General features: G+C 60.5%; 17 protein-coding genes. 9 read left to right on the forward strand and 8 right to left on the reverse strand.

Annotated elements, in window-relative coordinates; genetic code table 11:
- The first annotated feature begins 5 nt into the window (after positions 1–5).
- The 4 genes from RHM62_RS04560 (at position 6) to RHM62_RS04575 (ending at position 6,455) form a co-directional block, all read left to right on the forward strand.
- Positions 6–1,394 (forward strand): sigma-54 dependent transcriptional regulator, encoded by a 1,389-nt coding sequence (locus tag RHM62_RS04560; protein ID WP_322124376.1) that lies wholly within the window; start codon positions 6–8, stop codon positions 1,392–1,394.
- Positions 1,381–2,016: a 1,6-anhydro-N-acetylmuramyl-L-alanine amidase AmpD gene (gene ampD / locus RHM62_RS04565; protein ID WP_322124377.1), complete on the forward strand. Its 636-nt coding sequence runs from the start codon at positions 1,381–1,383 to the stop codon at positions 2,014–2,016. The genes RHM62_RS04560 and ampD overlap by 14 nt, the downstream gene beginning before the upstream one ends.
- A 257-nt stretch (positions 2,017–2,273) precedes the next feature.
- Positions 2,274–5,192: a ribonucleoside-diphosphate reductase subunit alpha gene (locus tag RHM62_RS04570; RefSeq protein ID WP_322124378.1), complete on the forward strand. Its 2,919-nt coding sequence runs from the start codon at positions 2,274–2,276 to the stop codon at positions 5,190–5,192.
- A 90-nt stretch (positions 5,193–5,282) separates the two neighbouring features.
- Positions 5,283–6,455 carry a ribonucleotide-diphosphate reductase subunit beta gene (locus RHM62_RS04575; RefSeq protein WP_322124379.1) on the forward strand — a complete coding sequence of 391 codons (1,173 nt, stop codon included), beginning with the start codon at positions 5,283–5,285 and terminating at the stop codon, positions 6,453–6,455.
- A gap of 428 nt (positions 6,456–6,883) precedes the next feature.
- Here RHM62_RS04575 and RHM62_RS04580 read toward each other — a convergent pair whose 3' ends face one another.
- Entirely contained in the window at positions 6,884–8,041 is a 1,158-nt protein-coding gene (locus RHM62_RS04580; protein ID WP_322125455.1) for a hypothetical protein, read from the reverse strand.
- Here RHM62_RS04580 and RHM62_RS04585 point away from each other — a divergent pair.
- Positions 7,988–8,452 carry a YggT family protein gene (locus RHM62_RS04585; RefSeq protein ID WP_322125319.1) on the forward strand — a complete coding sequence of 155 codons (465 nt, stop codon included), beginning with the start codon at positions 7,988–7,990 and terminating at the stop codon, positions 8,450–8,452. The genes RHM62_RS04580 and RHM62_RS04585 overlap by 54 nt on opposite strands.
- Positions 8,452–8,778, forward strand: a complete 327-nt coding sequence (locus RHM62_RS04590) for a DUF167 domain-containing protein (RefSeq protein WP_322124380.1) — start codon at positions 8,452–8,454, stop codon at positions 8,776–8,778. Before RHM62_RS04585 ends, RHM62_RS04590 begins: the two co-directional genes overlap by 1 nt.
- Here RHM62_RS04590 and RHM62_RS04595 read toward each other — a convergent pair.
- From RHM62_RS04595 to RHM62_RS04625, 7 genes are all read right to left on the reverse strand, one after another.
- Positions 8,775–9,707 (reverse strand): carbohydrate kinase family protein, encoded by a 933-nt coding sequence (locus RHM62_RS04595; protein WP_322124381.1) that lies wholly within the window; start codon positions 9,705–9,707, stop codon positions 8,775–8,777. The genes RHM62_RS04590 and RHM62_RS04595 overlap by 4 nt on opposite strands.
- Positions 9,708–9,747: 40 nt before the next feature.
- On the reverse strand, positions 9,748–10,830 hold the full coding sequence (locus RHM62_RS04600) for a DUF3426 domain-containing protein (protein ID WP_322124382.1): 1,083 nt from the start codon (positions 10,828–10,830) through the stop codon (positions 9,748–9,750).
- Positions 10,831–10,835: 5 nt separating this feature from the next.
- Positions 10,836–11,759 carry a 50S ribosomal protein L11 methyltransferase gene (prmA, locus tag RHM62_RS04605; RefSeq protein WP_322124383.1) on the reverse strand — a complete coding sequence of 308 codons (924 nt, stop codon included), beginning with the start codon at positions 11,757–11,759 and terminating at the stop codon, positions 10,836–10,838.
- 9 nt (positions 11,760–11,768) lie between these two features.
- Positions 11,769–13,154 carry an acetyl-CoA carboxylase biotin carboxylase subunit gene (gene accC, locus RHM62_RS04610; RefSeq protein WP_322124384.1) on the reverse strand — a complete coding sequence of 462 codons (1,386 nt, stop codon included), beginning with the start codon at positions 13,152–13,154 and terminating at the stop codon, positions 11,769–11,771.
- Positions 13,155–13,236: 82 nt separating this feature from the next.
- Entirely contained in the window at positions 13,237–13,686 is a 450-nt protein-coding gene (gene accB / locus RHM62_RS04615) for an acetyl-CoA carboxylase biotin carboxyl carrier protein (RefSeq protein WP_322124385.1), read from the reverse strand.
- Positions 13,687–14,058: 372 nt separating this feature from the next.
- Positions 14,059–14,580 (reverse strand): TlpA family protein disulfide reductase, encoded by a 522-nt coding sequence (locus RHM62_RS04620; protein WP_322124386.1) that lies wholly within the window; start codon positions 14,578–14,580, stop codon positions 14,059–14,061.
- Complete coding sequence (locus RHM62_RS04625; RefSeq protein WP_322124387.1) at positions 14,577–15,176, reverse strand: hypothetical protein; 600 nt, start codon at positions 15,174–15,176, stop codon at positions 14,577–14,579. Before RHM62_RS04625 ends, RHM62_RS04620 begins: the two co-directional genes overlap by 4 nt.
- 225 nt (positions 15,177–15,401) lie before the next feature.
- Here RHM62_RS04625 and rpoD point away from each other — a divergent pair, with 225 nt between their 5' ends.
- The 3 genes from rpoD to RHM62_RS04640 all read left to right on the forward strand — a co-directional run bounded on the left by rpoD (position 15,402) and on the right by RHM62_RS04640 (position 22,672).
- A complete protein-coding gene (gene rpoD / locus RHM62_RS04630; RefSeq protein ID WP_322124388.1) occupies positions 15,402–18,152 on the forward strand; it encodes an RNA polymerase sigma factor RpoD in 2,751 nt (916 codons plus the stop codon).
- Between the two features lie 116 nt (positions 18,153–18,268).
- Positions 18,269–21,835 carry an EAL domain-containing protein gene (locus tag RHM62_RS04635; RefSeq protein WP_322124389.1) on the forward strand — a complete coding sequence of 1,189 codons (3,567 nt, stop codon included), beginning with the start codon at positions 18,269–18,271 and terminating at the stop codon, positions 21,833–21,835.
- A 327-nt stretch (positions 21,836–22,162) separates the two neighbouring features.
- Positions 22,163–22,672, forward strand: coding sequence for a hypothetical protein (locus RHM62_RS04640; RefSeq protein WP_322124390.1), 510 nt, complete (start codon positions 22,163–22,165; stop codon positions 22,670–22,672).
- Positions 22,673–22,780 lie beyond the last annotated feature (108 nt).

A 22,780-nucleotide genomic window follows, 5' to 3' on the forward strand; every position in this document is an offset into this window, starting at 1 on the left:
CACTGATGAGTTCACCTCGTATCCTGGTCGTCGATGACGAAGCCGATCTGCGCGAACTGCTGGAAATCACGCTGCTCAAGATGGGCCTGGATGTCGATAGTGCCGAGACGCTGACGCAAGCGCGTGCCTTTCTGGCACAACGCGATTACGCGCTGGTGCTGACCGACATGCGCTTGCCGGACGGCCTCGGTATCGAGCTGGTCCACGAGATCACCGCCGCTGCGCGACCGATACCGATCGCGGTCATCACCGCGTTCGGCAGTGCCGACAATGCGGTCACCGCGCTGAAGGCCGGCGCCTTCGATTACCTGTCGAAGCCGGTACGGGTCGAGCAGTTGCGGCAAGTAGTGCACTCCGCGCTGCGCATTGACAAGGCCGAAGCGCCGGTGGCCAGTGGTACCGTGCCGCTGTTGCGTCTGGCCGGCGAGTCGGTGGCGATGCGCGACGTGCGCGCCCAGATCGTGCGCCTGGCGCGCAGCATGGCACCGGTGGCCATTACCGGCGAGTCGGGTAGCGGCAAGGAACTGGCCGCGCGCGATATCCACAGTCAGAGCGCGCGTGCCGGCAAGCCCTTTGTGGCCGTCAATTGCGGAGCGATTCCGGAAGCCTTGATGGAAGCCGAATTCTTTGGCTATCGCAAAGGGGCGTTCACCGGCGCAGTCGAAGACCGCGACGGGTTTTTCCAGGCGGCCAGCGGTGGCACCTTGCTGCTCGATGAAGTCGCTGATCTGCCGCTGGCGATGCAGGTCAAGCTGTTGCGGGCGATTCAGGAGCGGCGTGTGCGCAAGGTCGGCGCGACGGCCGAAGAACCGGTTGATGTGCGCCTCATCAGCGCCACCCATCAGGACCTGGCCGCTTGGGTCGAGCAGGGCAAGTTCCGGCAGGATCTGTATTACCGCCTCAATGTGATCGAGTTGCGCCTGCCGCCGCTGCGCGAGCGGCTCGATGATGTCGGCATGCTGTCCGACGTGATCCTGATGCGGCTGGCGGGAACCGATGCGCTCACGCTGCTGTCGGCCGACGCGCTGGCGGCATTGCGCGCTTGCGCCTTCCCGGGCAACGTGCGCGAACTCGAAAACATCCTCGAGCGGGCGCTGGCCTTTGCCAGCGATGGCGTCATCGAAGTTGCCGACCTGGCGCTGCGTCAGCCGCTGCCGGCGGCACTGCCCGCGCAAGCTCCAGAGCCCGCCGTGGTCGCGGCTGCGTCAGTGCCGCCCGATACCGCGCTGCCGGAGTCGCTGCCCGACCATCTCGACGAGGTCGAACGGCAGATCATCCGTAGCGCGCTGGCGCGCACCCGGTTCAACCGGACCCAGGCCGCCGAGTTGCTGGGCATCAGTTTCCGGCAACTGCGCTACCGGATGCAGCGGCTCGATATCCATGAACCCGAATAAACCGGACGACGTGTACCTGCACATCGACGCCGATGGCTGGTGCGCGCAAGCGCAGCAACTGCGCTCGCCCAATTGCGACGTGCGCGCCGACGGTATCGCCATCGACCTGCTGGTGATCCACAACATCAGCTTGCCGCCGGGGCAGTATGGCGGCCCGTACATCGCGCAGCTGTTCACCAACACGCTGGACTGCGATGCCCATCCCTACTTTGACCAGCTGCGGGCGTTGCGCGTGTCCAGCCATTTCGTGATCCGTCGCGATGGCGGTTTGCAGCAGTTCGTCTCGACCTTGCAGCGCGCCTGGCATGCCGGGGTTTCGCAGTTCGGTGAGCGGCAACGCTGCAATGATTTTTCGATCGGCATCGAGCTCGAGGGCAGCGATACCGAGCCGTTTGCTGATGCTCAGTACACCTGCTTGAGCCAGCTCAGCGGCGCGCTGCAACAGGCCCATCCGCTGCTGGCCGTGACCGGTCACGAGCACATTGCACCCGGTCGCAAAACCGATCCCGGCGCGTGTTTCGACTGGCTGCGCTATCGCACGCTATGGGCTGCCGATGTGCCACCCGGCGCACACAACGCGCTGCCGGCGTTTGTCACGGTCGCGCAAAAAACGCAACCATAAAATCTCTGCTTTTCTACAATTTAAATATTGCAGCATCTGTTCTAGCGAACTAGAATTAGTGCAAATCACGAAGGCGCAACTAGATCTAGTTAAATAGCTTGGTTAGCATCGTGATTTTCTCTTTTGGTCGCGCAGTCGCGCTGACGCGATGTCGTCAGCGAGTGCGGTAGAAAAACCAGGAGCCTCCGCGGCCAGGGAGGTCATCTAACTTCTGGCGGCAGTGTGTTTGCCGCCCGACATCACGATAAAGGTATCGCATGTCATCTTCCTCGAACAACGCCGCCAATAGCGCCAGCAATACCACCAAGTCCCGCTTCGAATTCAGCGCTGCTGCCAACGCGCCAAGCGCGCCGCAACAGCAAGCGGCCCTGGCCGACTACCGCATCCTGCGTCGCAATGGTGCCGTCGTCGCCTTCGAACCATCGAAAATTTCAATCGCTGTTTCCAAGGCTTTCCTCGCCGTCAATGGCGGTCAGGGTGCCGCCTCGGCGCGCGTGCGCGAACTGGTCGAACAGCTCACCGCTACCGTCGTTGCCGCACTGGTGCGTCGCCAGCCAGCCGGTGGCACCTTCCACATCGAAGATATCCAGGATCAGGTCGAACTGGCACTGATGCGCTCAGGCGAACATGACGTCGCCCGCGCTTACGTGCTGTACCGCGCCAAGCGCATGGAAGAGCGCGCACTGCTGCAAGCTGCGCGTCCGGCGGCCGCCTCGGTACAACTGCATGTGACCGAAGACGGCCAGCGCCGCCTGCTCGACATGCAGCAAGTCCATAACCTGATCAATGCGGCCTGTATCGGTCTCGAAAAGCACGTCGATGCCAATGCCATCTTCGCCGAGACCGTCAAGAACCTGTACGACGGCGTGCCGGTCGAAGAGCTGCACAAGTCAGCCATTCTGGCGGCGCGTGCGCTGATGGAAAAAGATCCTGCGTACACCACCGTCACCGCGCGCATCCTGATGCACGTGATCCGCAAGGAAGTCTTCGGCAAGGAAGTCGCGCAAGCCGATGCCCAAGCCCATTACCTCGAATATTTCCCGCAATTCATCCACAACGGTATCGCCGCCGAGCTGCTCGATGCGAAGCTGGCCGAGTTCGATCTGGATCGACTCGCTAAAGCGCTGGTGCCGGACCGCGATCTGCAATTCGGCTATATCGGCTTGCAGACGCTGTACGACCGCTACTTCCTGCACATCCGTGACATCCGCATCGAAATGCCGCAAGCGTTCTACATGCGCGTGGCGATGGGCCTGGCACTCAACGAAGCTAACCGTGAAGAGCGCGCGATCGAGTTTTACAACCTGCTGTCGAGCTTTGATTTCATGAGTTCGACGCCGACGCTGTTTAACTCCGGCACGCTGCGCTCGCAACTGTCATCGTGCTACCTGACGACGGTGGCCGATGATCTCGAAGGCATCTACGACGCCATCAAGGACAACGCACTGCTGGCCAAATACGCCGGCGGCCTGGGTAATGACTGGACGCCGGTACGTTCGCTCGGTGCCCACATCAAGGGTACCAACGGCAAGTCGCAAGGCGTGGTGCCGTTCCTGAAAGTGGTCAATGACACGGCCGTTGCGGTCAATCAGGGCGGCAAGCGCAAGGGCGCGGTTTGCGCCTACCTCGAAACCTGGCATATGGACATCGAGGAATTCCTCGACCTGCGCAAGAACACCGGCGACGATCGCCGCCGTACCCATGACATGAATACCGCCAACTGGATTCCCGACCTGTTCATGAAGCGCGTGATGGAAAAAGGTTCGTGGATGCTGTTCTCGCCAAGCGAAGTGCCGGACCTGCACGACAAGGTCGGGCGCGCTTTTGAAGCCGCGTACACCGGCTACGAAGCCGCAGCGGCGCGCGGCGAACTGCGCATGTTCAAGAAAGTCGAAGCGCTCGACCTGTGGCGCAAGATGCTGTCGATGCTGTTCGAGACCGGTCATCCGTGGATCACCTTCAAGGATCCGTGCAACATCCGTTCGCCGCAGCAGCATGTCGGCGTCGTGCACAGCTCGAACCTGTGTACCGAGATCACCTTGAACACCAATGAATCCGAAATCGCCGTCTGCAACCTCGGCTCGGTGAACCTGCCGGCGCACATGAAAGACGGCCAGCTCGATCACGTCAAACTGCAGAAGACCATCCGCATCGCGATGCGTATGCTCGACAACGTCATCGACATCAATTACTACGCCGTGCAAAAGGCGCGCGATTCGAACATGCGTCATCGTCCGGTCGGTCTCGGCATCATGGGTTTCCAGGATTGCCTGCACATCATGCGCGTGCCGTATGCGTCGGCCGACGCGGTGACTTTCGCCGACAAGTCGATGGAAGCGGTTTGCTATTACGCCTACACCGCGTCGACCGAACTGGCCGAAGAACGGGGTGCGTACAGTTCGTACAAAGGCTCGCTGTGGGATCGCGGCATTCTGCCGCAGGACTCGCTGAAACTGCTGATGGAAGAACGCGGCGGCTATCTTGAAACCGACCTGTCGGAAGCGATGGACTGGACCCCGCTGCGCGCGCGCATCAAGCAGTTCGGCATGCGTAATTCGAATTGCGTGGCGATCGCCCCGACAGCCACAATCTCGAACATCATCGGCGTGGCCGCTTGCATCGAACCGACCTACCAGAACCTGTACGTCAAGTCGAACCTGTCGGGTGAGTTCACCGAGATCAACGAATACCTTGTGCGCGATTTAAAAGCACGCGATCTATGGGATGAAGTGATGATCTCCGACCTCAAGTATTTCGATGGCAGCCTGGCCCGCATCGATCGCGTGCCGCAAGAACTGCGCGCCATTTACGCGACCGCATTCGAGATCGAACCATCGTGGCTGGTCGAGGCAGCATCGCGCCGGCAGAAGTGGATCGACCAGGCGCAGTCACTCAATATCTACATGGCGGGTGCCTCCGGCAAGAAGCTCGACGAGACCTACAAGCTGGCCTGGTTGCGCGGTCTGAAGACCACGTATTACCTGCGTACGATCGGCGCCACGCACACTGAAAAATCGACCTCCAAGACCGGCTCGTTGAATGCGGTGTCGGCCGATGGTGTCAGCAGCGGCGTGGCACTGAGTGCCTACACCACGGCCGGTGCGGACGTCGACGGACCATCTTGCGTGCTGCGTCCCGGCGATGATGGTTTCGAAGAGTGTGAGGCGTGTCAATAAATGTGAAAAGAGATGCCGTATCCTCGCCTTCAGGCGATCGGCATCACGCAAGGCAATGGTCAGCAAGCTGAACCGGAAAAGGAAAATATTATGTTGAGTTGGGATGAAGAAGTAACACCGGCAGTCAATCCTGCCATCCGCAATGCCGTACTGCCGACCGCCGTGACGCCATCTACAGCGACAGCTGCAGAGGTCGCAGCCGATCCGTCGCTGGTGCCGCAGGCAGAACCAAAGGCCGACCCGGCGCGGCGCATGAATGCCGCCGACAAGCGCATCATCAATGGCAATACCGACGTCAATCAGCTGGTGCCGTTCAAGTACAAATGGGCCTGGGATAAATACCTGGCCGGTTGTGCCAACCACTGGATGCCGCAAGAGATCAACATGCAGCGCGATATCGAATTGTGGAAAAGCCCGAACGGCCTGACCGATGATGAGCGTCGTCTGGTCAAGCGCAACCTCGGCTTTTTTGTCACCGCCGATTCGCTGGCCGCCAACAATATCGTGCTCGGTACCTATCGCCACATCACGGCGCCGGAATGCCGCCAGTACCTGTTGCGCCAGGCCTTCGAAGAAGCGATCCATACGCACGCATACCAGTACATCACCGAGTCGCTCGGCCTCGACGAAGCCGAGATATTCAATGCGTACCACGAAGTCAAATCGATCCGCGACAAGGACGAATTCCTGATCCCGTTTATCGATGCACTGACCGACCCGCTGTTTACTACCGGCACCACCATCAACGACCAGAAATTATTGAAGTCGCTGATCGTGTTTTCATGCCTGATGGAAGGACTGTTTTTCTATGTCGGCTTTGCGCAGATTCTGGCGCTGGGACGTCAAAATAAAATGGTTGGCGCGGCCGAACAATACCAATATATTTTGCGTGACGAATCGATGCACTGTAACTTCGGCATTGATCTGGTCAACACGATCAAGATGGAAAATCCGCATCTGTGGACACCCGAATTCCGGGACGAAATCAAAGCGTTGTTTTTAACCGCAGTCGAGTTGGAATATCGTTACGCAGAAGATACAATGCCGCGTGGTGTGCTAGGGTTGAACGCACCGATGTTCAAAGGCTATTTGCGCTTCATTGCGAATCGCCGCGCACAGCAAATCGGACTGGAGCCGATGTTCGAAAACGAAGAAAATCCGTTTCCGTGGATGAGCGAAATGATCGACCTGAAAAAGGAACGCAATTTCTTCGAGACACGCGTCATCGAGTACCAGACCGGCGGTGCGCTGAGCTGGGAATAAGAATCCGGACAGACCGAAAAAAGCGACATGGGATCTTCAACATCCGCTCATGAAGGCACAGGAAGAACATGCAATCAACAACAATGACTTCTGTGTCCGCTGTCATCAGAAAAGGCGACGCCCTCATTTAATGGACAGCCACCTACGACTGCACGAAATGCTGTTGACGCCCTTGCTTCCGGTCGTGCCGGTAGCAACGGCGTGTCCGTTTAAAGAGAGAGTCGTCTTGTAGTACAACATACCGACGCTGGCGAGTTCGCCGGCGTTTTTTTTGGTTGCGACGAATGCGTTCCGCTCGCCCGTCGTGCGGCGCTACCCGCGACCAGAAGGCTGAAGTGCTGCATCAGTGAGGAGATGCAGCAGTTCGGCGATACCACATTCATAAGCGCAAACAGCCGCTGTTTGCGCCGATGAATAATCCGACCGGATCATCGCGCGATGCGCTGGTCGGGTTTCAGTCGAAGCAGGATTTTTTCCATCACGTGAAGGAGAAACAAAATGGCAACAGCACCAAAAAAAGCTGCGACGAAGTCGGTCGCGAAGAAAGCTGAGCCGGCCAAGAAAGCCGTAGCAGCAATCAAAGTCGAAGTAAAAAAAGTCGTCGCCAAAGTAGCCGCAAAACCGGCTGCGAAAAAAGTGGCTGCCGTTGCAAAAGCGGTGGCGAAAGCCGTCACCAAACCGGTAGCTAAAGCAGTCGCCAAACCAGCCGCCAAAAAAGCGGTGGTTGCCGCCAAGCCGCTCGCCAAAAAAGTCGCGGCCAAGCCAGTCGCCACAAAGGCCGTCGCCAAGCCTGCGGCTAAAGCCGTTGCCACAAAAGCCGTCGCCAAGCCAGTCGCTAAAAAAGCCGCCGTGAAGCCGGTTGCCAAAAAAGCGGCCGTGGTCGCGAAAGCCGCCGCCAAGCCAGCAGTCAAGAAAGCGGTTGCCGTGGCCAAACCGGTGGCTAAAAAAGCAGCACCTGTAAAAGCAGCGGCTGTCAAAAAGCCCGCAGCCAAAGTAGTGGTCAAGCCAGTGGCAAAGGCAGCTGCAAAACCTGCAGCGAAGACGGTTGCCAAGCCGGTCGCCAAGCCGGCTGCCAAAGTCGCAGCAAAACCGGCGGCCAAGCCTGCGGTGAAAGCCGTTGCCAAGGTCGCAGCAAAACCGGTTGCGAAAGTTGCCGCCAAGCCGGCAGCCAGGCCGGCTGCAGTGCCTAAAAAAGCAGCAGCGAAACCTGCCGCAGCCAAAACGGCAGCAGCACCGGCAGCGCCCGCTGCCGCGCCAAAAAAAGCCGCCGCAGCGAAGAAGTCTGCGACACCGGCAGCTGCTGCGCCGGTCGTTAAGACCGTGCTCAATCCGGCGGCGGCATGGCCGTTTCCAACCGGGACGCGCCCGCTGTAAAACGTTCCTGAGCAGCTTTCAGGCACAATGCCCGTTGCATGGCCTCCGTCGTGCAGCGGGTTTTTTTTGGAGAATGCACTTTGCTCAACAGTATTTTCATGCTGATTATCGATACCGTCGCCGGCATGCTTGCCGGTATGTTGTTGTTGCGATTCTGGATGCAGGCGATCCGCCTGAGACCGCCCAATCAAGTGGCGCACTTCATTTTTCAATTGACCGACTGGCTGGTCCTGCCGCTGCGGCGTGTGCTGCCGGGACTGGGTGGCTACGACTGGTCCAGCCTGGTCGGCGCCCTATTGATCGCGATGCTGGCGACGGCTGTCGAGGTAGCGCTGTTGTCCGGATTTGATGTGTCGCTGTTGCTGGCACTGACGCTGATGCGGGTAGGCCAGTGGATCCTGTACGGATTCATGGGGATGATACTGATCAGTGCCGTGTTTAGCTGGGTCAATCCGCAAGCGCCATTGGCACCGTTCATCGCCGCGCTGTCGGATCCGCTGTTGCGACCGGTACGGCGCATCGTGCCGATGATCGGCAATATCGACCTGAGCCCGTTGGTGGTGTTGCTGTTGTTGCAGATCGCGATGCAGTTGTTGCGCACGGTAGGCGCATCACTGCTCTGATGGCGCAGCCATCGCAGCCATGGTGCAGCCTGCATGCCGACGGTGTGCGGCTGGCGGTGCAGGTGGCGGCGAATGCAAAAAAAACCGAAGTCATCGGTGTCGCCGATGACGTACTCAAAATCAAGCTGCATGCCCAGCCGATCGAAGGCAAAGCCAATGACGCGCTGGTGCGATTCATTGCGGCACAACTGCATGTGCCGCGCACCGCAGTGACCGTCACGCATGGACTGACCAGCAAGCGCAAGCTGCTGCTGGTGCGGTCCGCTGGACTGAGCGTCGATGATGCGCGGCAGGCACTCTGGCCCGCCACGCCAGCGGGAACCTAGAAGCGGTAACCGAACGCCGCCTCGAAACGCTCTTCGATCTCAGTGCGTGTCGGTGCGTGGTTCTGCCCGCCCTGATGGCCAATCTTGATCGAGCCCATCAAGCTTGACAGGCGACCGATGGTCGGCCAGTCGAGTCCGTTGCTCAGCCCGTACAGCAGGCCGGCGCGGAACGCGTCACCACAGCCGGTCGGATCGATGACCGCCTCGACCGGTACCGGCGGGATCGACAGCAGCTCGCCGCCAACATAGATTTCAGCCCCGTTTTCACCGCGGGTGACCACCAGTGCGTCGACTTGCGTGGCGATTTGCGCCAGGCTCAGGCCGGTGCGTTCAGTGAGCAATTCAGCTTCGTAGTCATTGACGGCGACGTAGGTGGCCAGCGCTATAAAGTCGCGCAGCTCGGCACCGCTGAACATTGGCAGACCCTGGCCCGGGTCGAAGATGAACGGCACGTTCAGCGCGACGCAGTCCCGTGCATGCTGCAGCATGCCGTCACGACCGTCGGGAGCCACGATGGCGATGTTGAGCGGGCCGGCATCAGCGACCTTGTTGAGATGCGAAAACGTCATTGCGCCCGGATGGAAGGCGGTGATCTGGTTGCTGTCGGCGTCGGTGGTGATGAAGGCTTGCGCGGTCCATGCCTCGTCGATGCCGCGTACGCAGCGGGTCGTGATGCCTTGCAGTGCGAGGCGTTCCAGGTACGGCGTGCTGTCCTGGCCGACGGTCGCCATGATCAGCGGATCACCACCGAGCAGGTGCAGGTTGTAGGCGATGTTGCCGGCACAGCCGCCGAACTCGCGCCGCATGGCCGGCACCAGAAAGGCCACGTTAATCTTGTGTAGCTGGTCAGCCAGCAGCGCTTCGGCGAAGCGTCCTTCGAACGACATGATGGTGTCGTAGGCCAGCGAGCCGCAAATCAGGGAAGTCATGGAGTGGTCCGGAAAGAGGAGGGTGGGCGCAGTTGCGCGATCAGGGATAGAACAGGTAGACGCGGTAATTCGAGGCTTTTTGCTGCAACAGTTCGAAGGTGATGCGGGCGCTTTGCTCGCTGGCGGCTGCAAAGCCGCTGTCGGCTGCCGGTGCTTGCGGCAGATAGTCGACGGCAGTAAAAACGCGGCGGCTGACCGGAGCGCCGCTGCCGTCGAGCAGCGTCAGTTCGAGCGCCGGCCAGCGTTGCGGTAACGGGCTGCTGTTTCGCAGCAGCAGGTTCAGCGTGAAGGTGTTGGCAGCCGGGTTGAGCGTGATCAGCTCGCTCGATTCAATCGAGACCTGGCTGGCTTGTGCCAGCAGCGCGATGCGGCAGTCCCAGAGCGTGCACGCCTTGATCAGCCACGGCTTGGTTGCGGGTACGCGCGCGGCGATCTGATCGCGTAGTACGTAGACGGTTTGCCCGAGCGCGGCCAGCGCCAGCAGCACGACTAGCGCAATCAGCCAGAGCCGGCGACTGCGGCCCAGAAGCTGGCGACGCCGGCCGCGCGTCACGAAGCTGGGTTCGTCCGGCATCACATCGTAGGCCGGCTCGTCATCGGGCTCGCCGGCAGTACTAGTGGCCTTGTTGCTGCGCCACGGCCGTTGCTGCAACTGGGCTATGGTCTGCGCCAGTTCGTCAAGTGCCGGCTCGTCGTTATCCTGACGTGATTTGGCTTTCAGCGGAACCACGAAGTGCTCGTCGGCTGCCGGCAATCGGACCGTGTCAGCGTGGTCGTCCTCGTCGTCATAGGCGAGTCGCATCAGCGTCATGCGTTGCATCGGATCGGACGTCACGAGGGCATCGGCTGGCGCGATGATCGGATCGAAGGCCGGATAAAAGTCGTCCGAGTCAGCGGGGCGAGCCGGTACCGGAGCCGGCACCGACTCTTGTGCGGGTTGCAGTAATGCCGGCGGGGGCGCGGTGCCCGGCAATGCCGTCACGCCCGGTCGCAGCAAATGTTCGATACCGTTGAAGATCTGCTTGCAGGCACCGCAGCGCACCAGTCCGGCACGCAGTTTGAGCTGGTCGTGCGCGACGCGAAATGTCGTCTGACAGTGCGGACATTGCGTTGCGAGCGCCATCGCGGCTAGCGGCTGGTAATCAGCTTGCCCGACAGCGCGACCCAGCCTTCGCGTTCGGCCCAGACCGACAGGGGCAGGAACGGTGCGTAGGCGGCAATGACGTCATCAGCTTGGGTGGCCAGTACGCCCGACAGCACCAGTGCAGCACCGTCTGCCAGATGGGCACACAGCATCGGCGCCATCACTTTGAGCGGTCCCGACAGGATGTTGGCGACGACGATGTCGAAACGCTGCAAGACATCATCGTGATGGAATTCATCGGGCAGGAAATAATCGATTTCGCAATCGTTGCGGTCGCTGTTGAAGTTCGCCGATTCGATAGCCTGCGGATCGATATCGACGCCGATCACGGTGGCTGCACCGAGCTTTTTGGCCACCAGCGCCAGAATGCCGGAGCCGCAACCGTAGTCGAGTACCGACAGATCGGCGGGCGCATGGACTTCCAGCCATTCCATGCATAGCCGGGTGGTCGGATGACTGCCGGTACCGAAGGCAAGACCCGGATCGAGTTCGAGGATCAGGCCATCCGGATCAGGCGCGTCGTGCCAGCTCGGCACGACCCAGATATTGGTGCCGATATGGATGGGCGCGAATTGCGATTGGGTCAACCTGACCCAGTCCTGTTCTTCGACACTGCGCAAACTGAACGGCAGGTCGGCAGCGGCCAATGGCAGGCCGGCGATGGCGATCGCCCCGGCGATCAGGGCGTCGGTATCGGAGTCGCTGTCGGTCAGCACGACGACGCGGCTGCGTTCCCAGGCGGCCTGCTTCGGCTCCATGCCGGGTTCGCCGAACAGTGGCTGCTCGGCTGCCGTGCCTTCATCGGCATCCTCGACGGATACCGACAGCGCACCGGCTTCCATCAGCGCGTCCGACAGGCTTTCAGCCTGGTCACGCGCTACTTCAATGACGATTTCAGTCCAGCTCATGGGCGCGCTCTATTTGATGATGGTCGTGACCTTGGCGGTCTTCGGCAAATCCGGCTTGTTGGCCAATTTTTGTTCCAGGTAATGGATGTTGGTGCCGCCTTCAATGAAGCGCGCATCAACCATCAGTTCGCGATGCAGCGGGATGTTGGTCAGGATGCCTTCAACCACCATTTCTGACAAGGCGATCTGCATGCGCTTGATGGCCTGGTCGCGCGTGGCACCGTAGGCGATCACTTTGCCGACCATCGAGTCGTAATGCGGCGGCACATAGTAGCCGGCGTAGGCATGCGAATCGACACGGATACCGGGGCCGCCCGGGGCATGCCATGTCAAGATCTTGCCGGGTGATGGCGTGAACTTGAACGGATCTTCGGCATTGATGCGGCATTCGATCGCGTGGCCCTTGAGCTCGATGTCGCGCTGACGGAAGCGCAGCTTTTCACCGGCGGCGATGCGGATCTGTTCCTGCACAATGTCGATGCCGGTGATCATTTCGGTGACTGGATGCTCGACCTGCACGCGGGTGTTCATTTCGATGAAATAGAACTCGCCGTTTTCGTACAAAAATTCAAAGGTGCCGGCACCGCGGTAACCCATCTTGCGGCAGGCTTCGGCGCAGCGGTCACCGATGCGCTCGATGATCTTGCGCGGGATACCGACGGCCGGCGCTTCCTCGATCACTTTCTGGTGGCGGCGCTGCATCGAGCAGTCGCGTTCGCCGAGCCAGACGGCGTTCTTGAAGTCATCCGCCAGGATCTGGATTTCGACGTGGCGCGGATTCTCGAGATACTTTTCCATGTAGACCTCGGGATTGCCGAAGGCAGTCCCGGCTTCGGTCTTGGTCATCGTCACCGCATTGAGCAGCGCCGCTTCGGTATGGACCACGCGCATGCCGCGTCCGCCACCGCCACCGGCGGCCTTGATGATGACCGGATAGCCGACCTTGCGGGCGGTCTGAATGATGATCTTCGGATCGTCCGGCAATGCGCCTTCGGAGCCGGGCACGCACGGCACGCCGGCGCGGATCATGGCCTGCTTGGCCGAGACCTTGTCGCCCATCAGCCGGATCGATTCGGAACGCGGGCCGATGAAAACAAAACCGGATTGCTCGACGCGCTCGGCAAAGTCGGGGTTCTCGGACAGGAAGCCGTAGCCGGGATGGATCGCCTCGGCATCGGTGACTTCGGCCGCGCTGATGATGGCCGGCATGTTCAGGTAACTCAGCGCCGACGGTGCCGGTCCGATGCAGACCGACTCATCGGCCAGCTTCACATACTTGGCATCGCGGTCGGCTTCGGAATGCACAACCACGGTTTTGATGCCCATTTCGCGGCAGGCACGCTGGATGCGCAAGGCAATTTCGCCGCGGTTGGCAATAAGGATTTTTTCAAACATGGCGTGGGCTATCGGTTCTCGGTGTCGTGAAAGGGAGGAAGCAGGCGTGTCGGGCAAGCCGCAACACGCTGGAACGCTTGCGTCAGGCGATCACGAACAGGGGTTGGCCGAATTCGACCGGCTGGCCGTTCTCGACCAGGATGTGGGTAATCACGCCGGTGGCATCGGCGTCGATTTCATTGAGCAGCTTCATGGCCTCGATGATGCACAGCGTATCTCCTTCTTTTACGTTCGCACCGACCTCGACATACGCCGGCGTGCCAGGGGCGGAGGAGCGGTAGAAGGTGCCGACCATCGGCGACTTGACGATGTGGCCAACCGGCTCTTCGTCGACCGGAGCCGCAGGCGCAGCAGCCGGGGCAGGCGTGACTTGCGGAGCCATCATCTGTTGCGGTTGCATCATCATCATCTGGCCTTGGGCAGCAGGTGTCTTGACGATGCGGACCTTGCTTTCGCCCTCGGTGACTTCGAGTTCGGCGATGTCTGACTCGGCAACCAGATCGATCAGTGTCTTAAGTTTTCGTAAGTCCATGTAGAACCCCTTGGAATGGTTGCGTGTTGCAAATAGATGGGAGCCGGAACAATAACGGGTGAACCGGCAAATATAGGATGAAAATGCAGCTCAGGAGGCGCTGGTCGCGCCGGGCAACGGCGTCTTGCGCCGGTGTCGACAGGCCCCGACAGCGGCGACGCATTCTGCGAAGTCAGGGATCACCGATGTGTCCCGACCATGAAAGGCCGCCCGTCCGACAGGGCAGGGTGCCTGATTGCGTACCAGTCCTGGCACGATTCATTACGCAAAAGCAGCTTTGTAGCCATCGAAATTGCTTACTCCGTTTGACGACGATCGCCGCATTTTGCCGTGGAATGGCGTCGGGTGGCAAGGAAAACCCATGCAATACTCTTACAGGCCAGCAATATCTCGCCGGACTTCCTGCATGTTCAGCCGGCCCAGATAGGTCTTGCGAACCTGGCCGTCGCTACTGATGAGCACCGAAAAAGGCAGGCCACCGGCCTGATTGCCGAACTGGCGGGTCAGTTCGCTGCCGCCCATGCCGCCAACATAGAGCGGATAGCTGACCGGTAACTTCAAGGCGAACTCGCGCAGGCTGGACGGCGAATCGATGCCGATACCGATCACATGGATCGACTTGCCTGCCAGTTCGGTATGCAGGGCCGATAATTCCGGCATCTCTTCGACACAGGGCGCGCACCAGGTCGCCCAGAAATTGACCAGCAGCGTCTGGCCTTTCCATTGCGCCAGCGCCTGCGGCTGATCTTTCAGGTCGGGCAATGTCATGCCGAACAGATTGCTTACCGCCGTCACTTGCGGTGCGGCCGGTGCCAGCCGGTGCCAGCCGAACCACGCGCCGGCACCGGCGAACAGCACGGCGGCCAGCAACAGCACACTTGTCGATCTTTTCATGGGTATTCGCTTTTTATGAGTTGTCGGACGGCGGCCAGGTCGGCCCGTTCAATCTTGCCGTGATTGCCGCGCAGGTCATCGATCGCATGCAGTGACAGGTGCACGCCTTCGTTGTGCCACATGAAGCTGACAATTTCGAGTGGATCGCCACCGGGACGCTGACGGGCACCTTCGGAGACGTCGAACTGGACGTCCTTGTTCAGCAGGTAGATCTCGACATCTTTCGGGCTTTCGGCGAACAGGTGCAGGTGGATATCGGAATGATTGCCCGCCGTGCCATTGAGTACCGCGCCGACCAGATACGGCGAGAATTGGGTCAGCTCGGTCATCAGTTCAATGGCCAGTTCGCGCAGTTGCTGCAAACGGGCCGGTTGGGTGTCACCAAAGAACAGCTCGTTATAGAGGCGCACTTCCGCTTCGATTTCAGTATTGTCCGGGAGCACGTCGCCGCGCGGCTTGCTGTTACCCAGTAGTTGCTTGACGGCCTTGCGTTTGGCGGTGCCGAAATCGGCCCCGTCTTCGGCAATCATGCGCGCCGCCGCGGCAGCGATTTCGGCGCGCAGCAGTTCGGTTTCGGAGGGGGTGTGAATGTCCATGCAGCCGATGATAACCCGTCGCGCCGGCGCTGCGGCGAGGTAGCGCAGCAGGAGGATTTTTGCTCCGTCCGACGATCGGTTCGGCACCTCACATTTTTGTTATAATCCGGCCCCTCCTGCTTCGCCATCACTTTTCCTACTACGCACCCGACCGTTCGTAACCGGAAGCTGTTTTGATCGACGCATCCATTCACGTCGTCACAAATGCAACCCCGAATTCAGAACATGACCCTTCGCATTAAAACGTTATCGTTGAAGCCGCGCATTGCCGCCGCCACTCCTGTCGAACCTGTCGTCGTGATTGCGCCTGGCGCGCCTGCGGATGGCGAGGTAGCGGCCGGACCGGTGATCGTGGTGCGGCGTTCGCGTCTGGCACGGCATGACGCGCCGGGGTGCGTGGCGTCCAATGATGTCAATGCCGAAGTCAACGCGGAGCCGGTCGTGGAGCCCGTGGTCGAGCCGGTTGTTGAGCCTGTCATCGAGCCGGTGCCGGTCCCGGTCCCGGTAGTCGATCCCGTGATCGATCCCGTGATCGAACCGGTGATTGATCCCGTGACCGTACCGGTGACGGATCCTGTCATCGCTCCTGTTATCGCTCCTGTCAGTGATGCGGTCGACGAATTCGTTAGTGCCTACGAAGCGGTCCCGCAGCCGTCCGGTCCGCCACCTGTCGTGATCCAGAAAGTATCGCGCCGCGCGCTCGTCCGGCCGCAGGTAGCCGAGCCGGTGGCCGGGGTGCCGGTCGAAGCCGCCGTGGCACCCGTCGTCGTGCAGAAAGTCGTGCGCCGTTCGGTCGTGCTGCCGGCGGCCGTGAGTGCGCCTGTCGTCGTGAGTAGCGAACCGGTCCATTCGCTGGCGCTGGCCAAGAAGGCAGCCAAGCTGGCGTCTCCGGTGACAACAACCCGTAAAACAGCGAGCCCTGCCGCACGTGCCGGCGCGGTCAAGGCAGCGCTACAGCCTGCCGCCACAGTCGCCGTGGTTGCCGCTGCCGTCGCCATGACGATTTCGCCTGCCGTGATCGCCGCTTTTGCTGCCCCTGCACCGCGCGCGGCCAAGGGCAAGGATGGCGGATCGCGCTCGACCATTCCGACCCCGGCACTGAGCCTGGAAGAACAAGAACTGCGCCTGCTCAAGATCAAGACCCTGATCAAGATCGGCAGCGACCGCGGCTACCTGACCCACGCCGAAATTAACGATCACCTACCCGACGAAGTCGCCGAAGGCGAATCGATGGATCGCATCGTCGCGACTTTCAATGACATGGGCATTGCGGTCTACGAAAAAGCGCCGGACGCCGACACGCTGCTGCTGTCCGACAAGGTCGCGTCCAGCCACGATGGTGCCGAAGCAGCGGTGGCGACAGCGCTGTCATCGATCGATGCCGACTTCGGCCGCACCACCGATCCGACCCGCATGTATCTGCGCGAGATGGGATCGACCCCGCTATTGAGCCGCTCCGAAGAAGTCGAGATCGCCAAGCGCATCGAGGCCGGCCTGGCCGACATGATGCAAGCCATCTCGGCCTGCCCGATGGTGGTGGCTGAATTGCTGGCCGTGGCGCAAAAAATTGCAGCCGATGAAACCGCCATCGACGATGTCGTCGACGGCGAAGCCGATGTGCCCGCCGCCGATGCGTCGCAGGCCGAAGCCGAGCTTGAGGTGACTGAAGAGACCAGCGAATCCGATGAATCGGATGAGGCTGACACCGCCGCCGATGTAGTCAGTCAGGCCGACAGCGACATGCTGTCCGCCGCGCAGCTGGCCAACCTGAAGCGGACCAGCCTGGCGCGTTTCGAGACCATCGGTCAACAGCACGCACGCATGCTGGTGGCCGCCGCCACCGATGGTTTTCATTGCAGCGCGTATGCCGATGCCCAGGCCATCATCTCGGCCGAAATGCTGCGCATGCGCTTCACGGCCAAGATGGTCCAGAAATTAAGCGAATCACTGCGCGCCCAGATGAGCGAGATGCGCGGGATCGAAAAGCAAGTGCTGGAGCTGGTGGTCAATCGCGGCGGCATGCCGCGCAGCCTGTTCATCGCGACCTTTCCCGGCAATGAAATCGACCTCGGCTGGATCGATCTGGTGGTGGCCGGACAGCAAGCCTATTGCGTCACGCTGGCCCGCCAGATACCCGCCATCAAGGAATTGCAGACCCGGCTGATGGCCTTGCAGGAGCGCGTCGGTTTGCCGCTGCCGCAACTGCGCCGCGTCAGCAAGCAAATGTCGACCGGCGAATTGCGGGCCCGTCAGGCCAAGCGCGACATGACCGAAGCCAATTTGCGGCTGGTTGTATCGATCGCCAAGAAGTACATCAACCGCGGCATGCAATTCCTCGACCTGATCCAGGAAGGCAATATCGGCTTGCTCAAGGCGGTCGATAAATTCGAGTACCGGCGCGGCTATAAGTTTTCGACCTATGCGACCTGGTGGATACGCCAGGCCGTGTCGCGCGCGATTGCCGATCAGGCCCGCACGATCCGGGTGCCGGTGCACATGCTCGAAACGGTCAACAAGCTCAACCGGATTGCCCGCCGCATCCTGCAGGAAACCGGCGTTGAAGCCGACCTGCCGACGCTGGCGCTGCACATGGAACTGACCGAACAAAAAGTGCGCGAGATCATGAAGATTGCGCGCGAGCCGATTTCGATGGAGTCGCCGGTCGGTGACGATGGCGATTCGCAGCTCGGTGACTTCATTCAGGACAGCACCACCACCGCGCCACTCGAAGCGGCCGTCGATGCCTCGATGCGTACCGCCATCAAGGAAGTCCTCGATGCCTTGCCACCGCGCGAAGCGAAAATCCTGCGCATGCGCTACGGCCTCGATACGCAGTCGGATCACACGCTCGAAGAAGTCGGCAAGCAGTTCGAAGTCACGCGTGAACGGATCCGTCAGATTGAAAGCAAGGCGCTGGTCAAACTGCGCCATCCGTCGCGGGCCGACAAACTGAAGATATTTGTCGAAGGTAACTGACAAGACGCTACTTGTGGGTAATACTCGGCTCCCGGCCGGTTGTTTGGCTTGAGCCGCGCTGCACTGCCTGCCCGCCACGGAGAATCGATGCTTCAGTTATTACCGTTTTGTTGCGCATGAAGTTGGACCTGCATTCCTGGCGGACTCGCCTCGGTGCGGCACTGAGTTTGCGCATCCGCATCGTCGCTGCAGTGCTGCTGACGATGTTGGCGGCTACGGTCACCGTGATGCTGGTGTCACTGTCGCTGGGCCGGCAGGAAATGAAAGAAATCATCACGACCGAGCAGGGCGCACTGCTGACCCGCACTGCCGATCAGATCGATCAGAAATTCGAACGCCGCCTTGCCTCGTTGGCACTGCTGGCCAAAAAAATCGCGCAAACGAACGCGGCCGGCCCGCAGGCATTGCAGCATTATCTGGAAGACCAGTCCGAATTATTGGTGTGGTTCGATAACCTGCTGGTGGCCGGGATCGACGGTGCGGTGCTCGCCAACATGCATTACCCGGCCAGTCGTAGCGGGGTTAGCCTGACCGGTCGGGATTATTTTCAAGACACCCTGTCACTGCGCACCGGTGTCATTTCGCGGCCGGTCAGCAGCGTCATCACAAACCGTCCGGTAATACTGATCACTGCACCGGTATTTGACTCTTCCGGCAAGATGGTGATGGTGCTCATTGGTACTATCGAGCTGGCAAAAGATAATTTTGTTGCCAGTCTGGGTAAGGCGCACATCGGCAAGTCGGGCTATTTTTTCATCATGACGTCCGATGGCGTGTTTGTGTCGCATCCGGATACCACGCGGATATTGCAGCCGGCGCATCCGTTTCTGGCGGCCAGTCCCGCGCTGGTACGTGCGATGGAGGGCTTCGAAGGAACCATCGAGTCGCCCGACAGTCTCGGTGCCCCCAGTCTTTTTTCATTCCGCCGCCTGTACAGCACCAGCTGGATCGTGGCATCGGTACAGCCAGCCCGCGAAGCTTTTTCGACCATCGACCGCGCCGAACGGCGCTCTCTGTTATTTGTGTTGTTGCTGGCGCTGTGCGTAGGACCACTGGCGTGGTGGGCGATCGACCGCCAGTTGCGACCGCTCGATCAGCTGGCCGGTCGCATCGATGCGGTCCGGCAGCGGCCGTCGCTGGTAATGCTCCCGGTGGTGTACGCCGCGACCGAGTTCGGGCGGCTGGCACAGTCGTTCGACGAACTGATGCGCGAGCGCCTGCTAGCCGATAGCCGTTATCAGCGCAGCGCCGAGGAATTGCGGGCAGCGACCGACAGCAAGCTTGATGCATTTTTCGTTCTGCAAGCCGAGCGCAACGCAGCCGGCGAGGTGATCGATTTTCGTTTCAGTTATATCAACGACATTGGCTTGCGGCTGTTAGGACTGGCGCGCGAACAGGTCATCGGGCAAGGCCTGTGCGAGCTATTGCCGGTCAACCGGACCGACGGGTTTTTTGACCGTTACGTGCAGGTCCTGCAATCGGGCATCCCACTGAAGGAAGAGTTCGCCATCGACACGCCTGGCATCCATGCGACCTGGTTGGCGCATCAGGTCACGCCGTTAGCCGATGGCGTGGCGATCACCTCGCGTGATATCAGCCAGCGCAAGCGGGACGAACTGGAACTGTCGACCAACCGTACTTTCCTGCAATCGCTGATTGATCATTTGCCGGTGATCGTCTATTCGAAAAGCATGCAAGCGCCGACCTACGGTCAGTTCGTGTTGTGGAACAAGGCAGCCGAGCGGCTCACCGGATTGACTGCGGCGGTGGTGATTGGCAAGACCAGCGGCGAACTATTTGCGCCGGACAGCGCGGCGGTCTATGACGAGCATGACCGGAAAATCATGGCGCGCCGCACGTCCATCGGCATACCGGGTCATCCAATGCGCGCGCTGGACGGTACGGTACGGATGTTGCGCACGCACTCGCTGCCGGTGTTTGATGCGGCCGGCGAGGTCGACTTCATACTCGGCATTTCGGAAGACATCACTGAACTGCATGCCGAACAACTCGCGCTGGAAGCGAGCGAGGAACGTCTGCGCGTGACACTCAATTCGATTGGCGACGCCGTCATCACGACCGACATGCAGGCCCGGGTGACCTACCTGAATCCGGTTGCCGAGCGCATGACCGGTTGGCTGTTGAGCAACGCGACCGGCCGGCCGCTGACCGAGGTGTTCCGGATTTACGCGGGCGATGACGACGTGCCGCTGTCTGATCCGGTGGCCGGGGTGATTGCCACCGGTGTCGCCAGCAGCACGCCGGGCAGTGCGATGCTGGCCGGCCCCGGCGGGGCACGCGCTGCGATCGAGGATATGGCATCACCGATTCGCGATGCCGGTGATGCGATGCTGGGCGTGGTGTTGGTATTCCACGATGTCAGCCAGGCCCACCGGATGGCCGAACAGATGACGCATCTGGCCGCGCATGATGCGCTGACCGGACTGCTCAACCGGCGCGAATTCGAGCGCCGGCTTGAACAGGCGGTCGCGTCGGCCACCCGCGACGGCATGGAACACACGGTGATGTACCTTGATCTGGACCAGTTCAAGATCGTCAACGATACCTGCGGCCACGTCGCCGGCGATGAATTGCTGCGCCAGCTGACCACGCTGCTGCACGCAAAACTGCGCCAGAGCGATACGCTGGCCCGCCTCGGCGGTGACGAGTTCGGCGTACTGCTCGAACACTGCGGCACCGTGCCGGCGCTGCGCGTGGCCGAGCAGTTGCGCCAGACCGTCAGCGATTTCCATTTTGTGTGGCTCGACAAATCCTTTCCGATCGGGGTGAGCATCGGCCTGGTCACGTTCGGCGCGGGCATCACGACGCCGGATATTTTGCGCATGGCCGACAGTGCCTGTTACGTCGCCAAGGACAAGGGTCGCAACCGGGTCCATGTGTACTCCGAAGAAAATGCCGAGCTGGTTCACCGGCAAGGTCAAATGAGCTGGGTAACGCGCTTGCGGCAGGCGCTCGACGAAGACCGTTTCGTGCTGTTCTGCCAGCCGATCATGGCACTCGGTCAGCGCCAGGGCAGCCATGAAGAGCTCCTGCTGCGCCTGCGCGCCGACGACGGGTCGCTGATCCCGCCGATGGCCTTCATTCCGGCGGCCGAACGCTATGGCCTGATGCCGGCGCTGGACCGCTGGGTGATCCGGCGAGCGCTGGCCACGCACGCGTTGCGTCACCCGCCCGGTGGCGCACCGGCGCTGGTGGCGATCAATCTGTCGGCTACCTCGATTTGCGACGAGACCTTTCTGCCCTTCGTGCTGGCCCAGTTCGCCCTGACCGGCGTGGCACCGTCGGAAATCTGCTTCGAGGTTACCGAGACCGCGGCCATCGCCAACCTTGGCGAAGCTACCATCCTGATGCGTGCACTCAAAGCGATAGGCTGCAAATTTTCGCTGGATGATTTTGGCAGCGGGATGTCGTCGTTTACTTACCTCAAGCATTTGCCGGTGGATTACCTGAAGATCGATGGCAGCTTCGTCAAGGACATGATCGACGATCCGGTCGACCGCGCAATGGTCGAAGCGATCCACCGGATCGGCCATGTGATGGGCTTGCAGACCATCGCCGAATTCGTCGAGAGCGAGGCCATCATTGCGGCGTTGCGCGAGATCGGGGTCGATCATGCGCAGGGGTATGCGATTGGCAAACCGGTGCAGTGCGATGTGAGTTGAGGCGTGCGCTCAGGCGCAGGGTGCAATAACCGCAGGGCATTGCACCGGTTGAGTTCCGGCGACCGTTTCCTTATCTAGTCACCGTTCGTCCTGAGCTTGTCGAAAGAAGCTTGTCGAAGGAAGCTTGTCGAAGGCGCACAGTCGTGCGCGCCTTCGACAAGCTCAGCACCGTAAGGAGCAATAACCGAAGGGCATTGCACCGAATGGTCCGCTTGCGGTTGATGAAATTGTCTGTACTCCGTCACGACCAAGCCGGGAGCGGCCCGGCAGCCGGTCACTTCTTTTTGCTTCGCCAAAAAGAGAGTAACCAAGAAAAAGGCGACCGCGATGCGGCTGCCCTTCGGGTTCCCAAAAGCCGAAGCCAGTCAGGGGGAAGGCCGCAAACTCGCTACGCTCAGACAGTGCGGCCTTCTGATCCCCTGCCTGACTCCGACTTTTGGCAGCTGCCTCAATGCGGAACAGGTCAACGGCCACTTCAACAGCAACCGCCACTTCAACAGCAACCGCCACTTCAACAGCAACAGCAACCGCCACTTCAACAGCAACAGCAACCGCAACAGCAACTTTAAAAGCAGCTTCAACTTCAACAACACAGGGTTGCCGTTGCTGTTGAAGTGGCCGTTGCTGTTGCTGTTGCTGTTGCTGTTGCTGTTGCTGTTGCTGTTGCTGTTGCTGTTGCTGTTGCTGTTGCTGTTGCTGTTGCTGTTGCTGTTGCTGTTGCTGTTGCTGTTGCTGTTGCTGTTGCTGTTGCTGTTGCTGTTGCTGTTGCTGTTGCCGTTGCCGTTGTCGTTGCCGTTGAAGTGGCCGTTGACGTTGACCTTCCCCGCATTGAGATAGCTGCCAAAAGTCGGAGTCAGGCAGGGGATCAGAAGGCCGCACTGTCTGAGCGAAGCGAGTTTGCGGCCTTCCCCCTGACTGGCTCCGGCTTTTGGGAACCCGAAGGGC

Origin of the sequence: Actimicrobium sp. CCC2.4 (assembly GCF_034347385.1) — a bacterium.
Lineage (GTDB): Bacteria > Pseudomonadota > Gammaproteobacteria > Burkholderiales > Burkholderiaceae_D > Actimicrobium.